Source organism: Ideonella sp. P3_A4, assembly GCF_056403075.1.
The window spans coordinates 1-8,510 of sequence record NZ_JBFUGE010000253.1 but is presented as its reverse complement, the minus strand read 5'-3'; the positions used below and the strand labels follow the sequence as shown (position 1 = coordinate 8,510).

Sequence of the window (8,510 nt, the reverse complement as noted above, 5' to 3'; positions counted from 1 at the left end):
GGGTAGGCGAGGGTGTCCAGGAAGTCCTTGAASGCCTTCTTGTCGGCCTTGGGCACCTGGATGCCGACGAGGATGCGGCCGTAGTCGGCACCCTGGTTGCGGTAGTGGAACAGGCTGATGTTCCAGCTCGGGTGCATCGCGGCCAGAAAACGCATCAGCGCGCCCGGGCGTTCGGGGAACTGGAAGCGGTATAGCCGCTCGTCCTTGGCCAGCTCACTGCGGCCGCCCACCATGTGGCGCACGTGCTCCTTGGCCAGTTCGTCGTCGGTCAGGTTGACGGTGGCAAAGCCGTGGCGGATGAAGTTGCGCTCGATCTTGTCGGCCTCTTCGCGCTTGGCGATCGAGATGCCGACGAACACATGGGCGACGCGGGCGTCGGAGATGCGGTAGTTGAATTCGGTCACCGAGCGCGGGTGGCCGGGCGTGCCGATCAGCTCGCAAAAGCGCCTGAAGCTGCCGCGTTCTTCGGGGATGGTGACGGCGAACAAGGCTTCGCGCTGTTCGCCGAGCTCGGCCCGCTCGGCGACGAAACGCAAGCGGTCGAAGTTCATGTTGGCGCCGCAGGTCACGGCGACAAAGGTCTTGCCCTTGGGCTTGTGGGTCTCGACGTACTGCTTCAACCCGGCCACGCCGAGCGCGCCGGAGGGCTCGACGATCGAGCGCGTGTCCTGGAACACATCCTTCATCGCCGCGCACACCGCGTCGGTGTCGACGAGCACGTAGTCGTCGACCAGCTCGCGCGTCAGGCGGAAGGTCTCTTCGCCGACCAGCTTGACGGCAGTGCCATCGGCGAACAAGCCCACGTCGGCCAGCTGGACGCGCTTGCCGGCCTTGACCGAGCGGACCATCGCGTCGGAGTCGGTGGTCTGCACGCCGATCACCTTGATCTCGGGCCGGATGGCCTTGATGTAGGCGGCGATGCCGGAGATCAGCCCGCCGCCGCCGATCGCGACAAAGATCGCGTCGATCGGGCCTTGGTGCTGGCGCAGGATCTCCATCGCGATCGTGCCCTGGCCGGCGATCACGTCCGGGTCGTCAAAGGGATGCACGAAAGTCAGGCTCTCGGCCTTTTCGATCTCGAGCGCGCGCACGTAGGCATCGGAATAGCTGTCGCCGTGCAAGACGACCTCACCGCCCAGCGCCGCCACGGCATCGACCTTGACCTTGGGCGTGGTGGTCGGCATCACGATCACCGCACGGCACTTCAGCCGGTGTGCACCCAGTGCCACGCCTTGGGCGTGGTTGCCGGCCGATGCGCAGATGACGCCGCGAGCCAGCGCCTCGGGCGACAGGTGGGCCATCTTGTTGTAGGCGCCGCGCAGCTTGAAGCTGAACACTGGCTGGCAGTCCTCACGCTTGAGCAGCACGCTGTTACCCAGACGGCGCGACAAGGCCTTGGCGGGATCGAGCGCTGTTTCCTTCGCGACGTCGTAGACCTTGGCGGTCAGAATTCGGCGCAGGTAGTCGACGGCGCTGGCAGCGGGTGTTGCGGGCGAGCGCGCAGCGGTGGCGCGCGGCTTTCGGGCGGCGCCGGCCATGGGCGTCTCTCCTCGTCGGCTGGGGTGGGCTTGCTGAAAGCGAACGCGGCCGGGCCGGCCGTGCTGCAGCGCCGCATGATATGCGAGCCCGAACTGCGAGGCCCCCTATGCGACCCGGGCAGAAAAAAGCCCGGGTCCGTGAGGGCCCGGGCTGAATCCACCGTTGAGGGGTGGAGGAGACAAGAGGCGCAGTCAGTGCTTTGTGAAAGCGTTTACTGCGTGCGAAGCAGTCTAGCGCGGCTTTTGTTGCACTGCAATAACCTTGGCATAGAGAGGCGGCTCCAGATGCCGATAATGCCCTGCGATGGGGCGTCGATCGCCGTCGCCCGGCAATGAGGACGAAGCACGATGGAATGCACGGTGCACTGGGTGGCGGATGCGGGGATGGCGATGCTGGCGGAAACCGGCAGCGGCCATCTGTTGACGATGGATGGCGCACCCGACGGCGGCGGCCGAAATCTGGCGCCGCGGCCGATGGAAACCCTGCTCGCTGGCGCCGGTGGCTGCACCGCCTACGACGTGGTGCTGATCTTGAAGCGTGGCCGCCACGCGGTGAGCGGCTGCCAGGTCAAGCTGACCGCCGAACGCGCGGACACCGACCCCAAAGTTTTCACTGCACTGAACATGCACTTCATCGTCACCGGCAAGGACCTGCAATTGGCAGTGGTCGAGCGGGCGGTGGCGCTGTCACACGAGAAGTACTGTTCAGCGACCGCGATGATTGGCCACACGGCCCGTATCACGACCAGCGTCGAGATCCGCGAAGCGGTCTGAGTGTCGCGCCCGGCGCGCGCTCAGATGTAGTGCGCGGTGCCGGTCATCACCTTGGAGGCGCCGCGCATCAGCCAACGCACCGGCGCCGGCAGGGGAGCGCCACCAGCGGCCAGCGCCGCCTCGGCATGCTGCGCTTCGTCTTTCTTCATCTGCGCCACGATGGCGCGGGATGCTTGGTCCTCGGCCGGGAGCCGGTCCAGATGACCCGCGAGGTGCTCTTCCACCTGCCGTTCGGTTTCGACCAGAAAGCCCAGGCTCCAGGCATCGCCGGCCCGGCCAGCGACCAGGCCGATGGCAAAAGCCGCGGCGTACCACAGAGGGTTCAGCAGGCTGGGCCGGTCGCCCAGGGCCCGAAGGCGGTCTGYAGTCCACGCCAAGTGGTCGGTCTCCTCGCGTGAGGCTTGCTGCATCTGCGTGCGCACCTCGGCGCTGCGCGCGGTCAGTGCCTGTGCCTCATAGAGCGCCTGGGCGCAGACTTCGCCTACATGGTTCACCCGCATCAGCGGGGCAGAGCGGCGCTTGAGATCAGGTGGCAGGCTGGGATCGATTTCGGCAGCGGGTGAGGGCCGGCCGGCATGGGCCACACCGGACACGGTGCGCAGTGCGTTGTCGGCGGYGATCAGCCAGCTGTCGAGTGAAAGTCCTGAAGCCATGGCGCGAGCATACCTGCGGGCCGCCAACGCTTTCACCGCCCGTCAAAGCCAATGCGCCATATTGGTGCGCAACGGGGTGGGTAACTCGTTGTTGCACGACAACAAAACGCCGAATTGGGGGCCCGTTTTCTTTGCGCCCCCCTGGGGGCAATGGTGCAATAGCGTCAACTTCCGTTGAGGAGGTTGGCCTGATCGGCCCCACCCGTCGTGGTGACCGGGTTCCCCCTCGATCGGGACCTCTTGTTCAAAACCTAGGAGATCTCTGAATGCAAAAATCTCTGATTGCTCTCGCCGTGCTGGGCGCATTCGCCGGCGCAGCGTCGGCTCAATCGTCGGTCACCATCTACGGCAAGCTGGACCAAGCCATTGGCAAGCTGGCCGGCTCCGAAGACAAGCAAGTGATGGACAACACCGGCAGCCGCATCGGCTTCCGAGGTGTTGAAGACCTGGGCGGCGGCTTGAAGGCCGTGTTCGGCATTGAGCATCGCTTCTTCCCGGACACCGGGACTCAGGCCAATGCGAACTTCTGGAACGGCTATTCGACTGTCGGTCTGGTCACCCAGTTCGGCATGGTCAACCTGGGTCGCCAATACACCCCGGCGTTCATCATGATCCAGAACCAGATCGACCCGTTCGGTGGTGATACCGTCGCCGCGGGCCGTGATGTCGGCATGCGCTTTGGCGGCACCTCCAAGGTTCGTGTCGCCGATTCGATCCGTTACGATCTGAGCGTTGCAGGCTTCAACTTCGGCGCTTCGATCGCCGAGGGCAATGCGGCCAACGGCGGCGGTGTTACTGGTGCTGACGACAAGCCGTTCTCGATCGCCGGTAACTACGCTGCAGGCCCCTTCTGGATCGGCGTTGGTTACGAGAACCCCGCCAGCGAAGAAGACAAGGTCTGGAACATCGGTGGCCGCTACAACTTCGGCTTCATGACTCTGGCCGCCGGTTATGGCAAGGGCACGACGGCTGCAGGCGCTGACGTCAAGGGATGGCTGATTGGCGCGACCGTTCCTGTCGGCGCTTTCGATCTAAAGGCCATGTACGCGACTAACAAGGTCGACGGCGGGACCGAGCTGAAGAAGGCCGGTATCGGCGCCCACTACAACCTGTCAAAGCGCACCAAGATCTACGCCGACGTCGCCAAGATCGGCGGCACGGCCACGGTAGTGCCGGTCGTGCTGGAAAGCAAGACCGGCTACGACCTGGGCATCCAGCACAACTTCTGATCTTCGGTCGCGCTTGTGCGCGATTCGACCCGGAATGCAAAGCCGCCTTCGGGCGGCTTTTTTCATGGGGCGTCGACTTCGGTCGACCCGGGCAAACGCCGGGTCGATGCAGAAATTCGCACGGCTACACTGCGCCCGTCGAGCTGCTGACCCGGCGGTTTCTCGACGCGCCCATTCGGCCGTGATCGGCATGGGCACGCCGCTTGCGAAGCCATCCACCCAGCATGCTTGCTTTCATCATTCGCCGCCTCGTTCAAGCCGTGATCGTGATGCTGGCGGTGGCGCTGATCGCGTTCATGCTGTTCCAGTACGTCGGCGATCCGGTGACCAACCTGATGGGGCAGGAAGCGACCGCCGAGCAGCGTGCCCAGCTGCGTGCCGACCTGGGTCTCGACCAGACTGCGGTCGTGCAGTTCGCGCGCTTTGTTGGCAATGCCGTGCAGGGCGAATTCGGGCTCAGCCTGCGCCAAGGGCGCAAGGTTTCGACCTTGGTCGGTGAGCGTTTTCCGGCGACCTTGGAGCTGGCCCTTGTGGCCGCACTGATCGCCTTGCTGATGGGCATCCCGATGGGCGTGCTGGCTGCGTTGCGGCGCGGCTCATGGATGGCGCAGCTGCTGATGGGCTTCTCGTTGATTGGTGTGTCCTTGCCGACGTTTCTGATCGGTATCTTGCTGATCTTGTTGTTCGCGGTGGTGTTGAACTGGCTGCCCAGTTTCGGCCGCGGTGAGTTGGTCAACCTTGGCGGTTGGGCCACGGGCCTGCTCACCGTCGATGGCTGGCGCCACTTGCTGTTGCCGGCGATCACCTTGTCGATTTTCCAGCTGACACTGATCATGCGGCTGGTGCGCGCCGAGATGTTGGAGGTGCTGCGCAGCGACTACATCAAGTTCGCCCGCGCCCGCGGCTTGAGCGATCGCACTGTCTACTTCGGCCATGCCTTGAAGAACACGCTGGTGCCAGTGATGACCATCACCGGCCTGCAGCTCGGGGGCCTGATTGCGTTCGCGATCATCACCGAGACGGTGTTCCAGTGGCCCGGTATGGGCCTGCTGTTCATCCAGGCCGTGCAGTTCGCCGACATCCCCGTGATGGCGGCCTACCTGTGTCTGATTTCGTTGATCTTCGTCACCATCAACCTGGTGGTGGACCTGCTGTATTTCGTTGTCGATCCGCGTTTGCGTGCTGATCGTGCGGTGGCAGCACATTGACCCCGGTCGACCTTCGCCCATGAGCCCTGTTTCCGATGCGGTGCCGCCGCTGAGTGCCTGGCGCCGATTCCTGGAAGGCGACCTCTGGTACAGCTTCCGCCATTCGCCGGTGGCGCAGATCGCTGCGCTGCTGGTGTTCGTCTGCACGTTCTGCGCGCTGTTCGCTCCCTGGGTGGCGCCGCACAACCCGTTCGACCTGTCGACGATCGAATTGGCCGACGCGCAACTGCCGCCCGCCTGGTTGCCGGAAGGGCGCGCCACCTTCTTGCTTGGCACCGACGACCAGGGGCGCGACATCCTGTCGGCGCTGATGTACGGCGCACGTATCTCATTGCTGGTCGGCTTGGCCGCCGTCGCCTTGTCATTGTTGTTCGGTGTGGCCCTGGGGTTGCTGTCCGGCTTTGCCGGAGGGCACGTCGACGCCTTCATCATGCGTGTGTGCGATGTGATGTTGTCGTTTCCGGCGATCCTGGTTGCGCTGCTGATCGACGGCGTCGGCCGCGCACTGTTCCCGCATGCGCACGACACGTTGGCGTTCACCGTGCTCATCCTCGCGATCGCGCTGACTGGCTGGGTGAAGTACGCCCGCACAGTGCGTGGCTCGACGCTGGTCGAGCGCCACAAGGACTACGTCCAGGCGGCGCGGGTGATCGGCGTGGCGCCGCTGCGCATCATGTGGCGCCATGTGCTGCCCAACGTCACGGGGCCGGTGCTGGTGCTGGCGACGATCGACATTGCAGCGGCGGTCATCATCGAAGCCACGCTGTCCTTCCTGGGTGTCGGTGTGCCGCCGACCAGCCCCTCGCTGGGGACCTTGATCCGCATCGGCAATGACAACCTGATGTCGGGCATGTGGTGGATCACCGTCTTCCCCGGCGCGGTGTTGATGATTCTTGCGCTGAGCGTCAACCTGCTGGGCGACTGGCTGCGCGACGCACTGAACCCCCGTTTGCAATGAGCCAGTCGCCGCTGCTTGAAGTCAGCCACCTACGCGYCGAGTTTCCGACCCGACGCGGCACGCTGCTGGCGCTGGATGACGTCAGTTTCTCGATTGCGCCGGGCGAGATCCTGGGTGTGGTGGGTGAGTCGGGTGCCGGCAAGTCCCTGACGGGCTCAGCCATCATCGGCCTGCTTGAGCCACCCGGCCGCATCGCAGCGGGCGAGATACGCCTGGAAGGCCGTCGGATCGACAACCTGAGCCCAGCCGAGATGCGCCGTGTGCGCGGCCGCCAGATCGGCGCCATCTTCCAGGACCCGCTGACCTCGTTGAACCCGCTGTACACCGTGGGCCAGCAGTTGGTCGAGACGATCCGCACCCACTTGCCCTTGTCGGGCGCTCAGGCGCGTGAGCGGGCAATTGACTTGCTGCGACAGACCGGCATCCCGGCGCCCGAAGCGCGCATCGACCAGTACCCGCACCAGTTCTCGGGCGGTATGCGGCAGCGCGTCGTGATCGCGCTGGCGCTGGCAGCCGAACCGCGGCTGATCGTGGCCGACGAGCCGACCACTGCGCTGGACGTGTCGATCCAAGCCCAAATCATTGCGCTGTTGCGGCGCCTGGCGCGTGAGCATGGCGCTGCGGTGATGCTGGTGACGCACGACATGGGCGTGATCGCGGAGACCAGCGACCGCGTGGCCGTGATGTACGCCGGCCGCATCGTCGAGATCGGCCCGGTACAGCAGGTGATTCACCACCCGGCTCATCCTTACACGCGCGGCCTGATGGGATCGATTCCGGCGATGGACGAAGACCGTGAACGCCTGGCGCAGATCGATGGTGCGATGCCGCGGCTGAATTCGATTCCGCCCGGTTGTGCCTTCAACCCGCGCTGTGGCGAGGTGATGCCGCGTTGCCTGCGCGAGCGGCCCGACCTGATGAGCGCGGGGGCAACACGGGCTGCCTGCTGGCTGCATGACGCTGGAGCCGCTGCATGAGCCACCTGGTCGAAGTGCAGGACCTGGCCAAGGTCTTCGATGTGTCGTCGCCGTGGCTCAACCGGGTGGTCGAGCGCCAGCCGCGCCGCTTCGTGCACGCGGTGGACGGGGTCAGCTTTGGTATCGACGCCGGTCGCACGCTGGCCCTGGTGGGTGAATCAGGTTGTGGCAAGAGCACCGTCGCGCGGCTGCTGGTGGGGCTGCATGAGCCCAGCCGCGGCCAGGTGCTGTTCGATGGCCAGCCGACGCAGCAGGCGCTGTCCTCTGTGCAAATCCGTAGTCTGCGGCGGCGCATGCAGATGATCTTCCAGGACCCGTACGCCAGCCTGAACCCCCGCTGGCGGGTCAAGGACATCGTGGCCGAGCCGCTGCGCGAACACGGCCTGGTGAAGGACAAGGCCGAGGTGTCCGACCAGGTGGAAGCGCTGTTGCGCGCGGTGGGTCTGGCCGCGGCAGACGCTGGCCGCTACCCGCACCAGTTTTCCGGCGGCCAGCGCCAACGCATCTCGATCGCTCGCGCGCTCGCCACACGGCCGGAGTTTCTGGTCTGCGATGAGCCGACCTCGGCGCTCGACGTGTCGGTCCAGGCCCAGGTCTTGAACCTGATGAAGGACCTGCAGCGCGAGCGCGGCCTGACCTACCTCTTCATCTCGCACAACCTGGCCGTGGTGCGACACGTCAGTGACGACGTTGGCGTGATGTACCTGGGCCGCCTTGTCGAACTGGCGCCCAAAGCGGCGCTGTTCGAGTCGCCCCGACATCCGTACACGCGCATGTTGCTGGACGCGATCCCCGACCTGCACATGAGCGGAAGGGCGCGTACACCGGTGCAAGGCGAGGTGCCGAATCCGCTGAACCCACCCACCGGTTGTGCCTTCCACCCTCGCTGCCCGCATGCCAATGCGCGCTGCAGCCAGGAGCGACCGCGTTGGCAGAGTTTGGCCGGCATCCAGATCGCCTGCCACGCGGTGGAAGAGGGCCGGCTCTGAGGCTCAGCGGGCCGGGTTGACGGCGCTAGCGGCCGAGGCGGGTGGGGGCGCGGCCGAGGCCTTGGCAGCAGGCGGCAAGACCAACGCGCCGCGTTGGCCACAACCAGCCAGAAGCGCCACGCCAAAGGCCAGCCCAGAGGCAACCAGCAAGACCCTGGCCCCAAGGCGCCCGACGGGCGCCACT

8 protein-coding genes are annotated in these 8,510 nt (G+C 65.5%); 6 read left to right on the top strand and 2 right to left on the bottom strand.

Translation table 11 applies throughout. From position 1 onward, the window contains the following. The coding region (ilvA, locus tag AC1DYI_RS20160; RefSeq protein WP_477205915.1) for a threonine ammonia-lyase, biosynthetic at positions 1-1,538 on the bottom strand (1,538 nt) is incomplete at its 3' end. A 348-nt stretch (positions 1,539-1,886) separates the two neighbouring features. On the opposite strand from ilvA, the gene AC1DYI_RS20155 reads away from it, so the two are divergent. Continuing rightward, positions 1,887-2,312 (top strand): OsmC family protein, encoded by a 426-nt coding sequence (locus tag AC1DYI_RS20155; RefSeq protein WP_477205914.1) that lies wholly within the window; start codon positions 1,887-1,889, stop codon positions 2,310-2,312. Positions 2,313-2,332: 20 nt separating this feature from the next. Here AC1DYI_RS20155 and coq7 read toward each other — a convergent pair whose 3' ends face one another. After that, entirely contained in the window at positions 2,333-2,965 is a 633-nt protein-coding gene (gene coq7, locus AC1DYI_RS20150; RefSeq protein WP_477205913.1) for a 2-polyprenyl-3-methyl-6-methoxy-1,4-benzoquinone monooxygenase, read from the bottom strand. Positions 2,966-3,231: 266 nt separating this feature from the next. Here coq7 and AC1DYI_RS20145 point away from each other — a divergent pair, with 266 nt between their 5' ends. The 5 genes from AC1DYI_RS20145 (at position 3,232) to AC1DYI_RS20125 (ending at position 8,326) form a co-directional block, all read left to right on the top strand. Further along, positions 3,232-4,194 carry a porin gene (locus AC1DYI_RS20145; protein WP_477205912.1) on the top strand — a complete coding sequence of 321 codons (963 nt, stop codon included), beginning with the start codon at positions 3,232-3,234 and terminating at the stop codon, positions 4,192-4,194. A 224-nt stretch (positions 4,195-4,418) separates the two neighbouring features. Beyond that, positions 4,419-5,402: an ABC transporter permease gene (locus AC1DYI_RS20140; RefSeq protein WP_477205911.1), complete on the top strand. Its 984-nt coding sequence runs from the start codon at positions 4,419-4,421 to the stop codon at positions 5,400-5,402. A gap of 19 nt (positions 5,403-5,421) precedes the next feature. Then, positions 5,422-6,360 (top strand): ABC transporter permease, encoded by a 939-nt coding sequence (locus AC1DYI_RS20135; RefSeq protein WP_477205910.1) that lies wholly within the window; start codon positions 5,422-5,424, stop codon positions 6,358-6,360. Continuing rightward, positions 6,357-7,337 carry an ABC transporter ATP-binding protein gene (locus AC1DYI_RS20130; RefSeq protein ID WP_477205909.1) on the top strand — a complete coding sequence of 327 codons (981 nt, stop codon included), beginning with the start codon at positions 6,357-6,359 and terminating at the stop codon, positions 7,335-7,337. The genes AC1DYI_RS20135 and AC1DYI_RS20130 overlap by 4 nt, the downstream gene beginning before the upstream one ends. Next, positions 7,334-8,326 (top strand): ABC transporter ATP-binding protein, encoded by a 993-nt coding sequence (locus tag AC1DYI_RS20125; RefSeq protein WP_477205908.1) that lies wholly within the window; start codon positions 7,334-7,336, stop codon positions 8,324-8,326. Before AC1DYI_RS20130 ends, AC1DYI_RS20125 begins: the two co-directional genes overlap by 4 nt. The last annotated feature ends 184 nt before the right edge of the window (positions 8,327-8,510 follow it).

Coding starts and splice junctions, on each gene's coding strand:
- AC1DYI_RS20140 (WP_477205911.1), top strand. CDS start 4,419: ATGCTTGCTTTCATCATTCGCCGCCTCGTTCAAGCCGTGATCGTGATG.
- AC1DYI_RS20135 (WP_477205910.1), top strand. CDS start 5,422: ATGAGCCCTGTTTCCGATGCGGTGCCGCCGCTGAGTGCCTGGCGCCGA.
- AC1DYI_RS20155 (WP_477205914.1), top strand. CDS start 1,887: ATGGAATGCACGGTGCACTGGGTGGCGGATGCGGGGATGGCGATGCTG.
- AC1DYI_RS20145 (WP_477205912.1), top strand. CDS start 3,232: ATGCAAAAATCTCTGATTGCTCTCGCCGTGCTGGGCGCATTCGCCGGC.
- AC1DYI_RS20125 (WP_477205908.1), top strand. CDS start 7,334: ATGAGCCACCTGGTCGAAGTGCAGGACCTGGCCAAGGTCTTCGATGTG.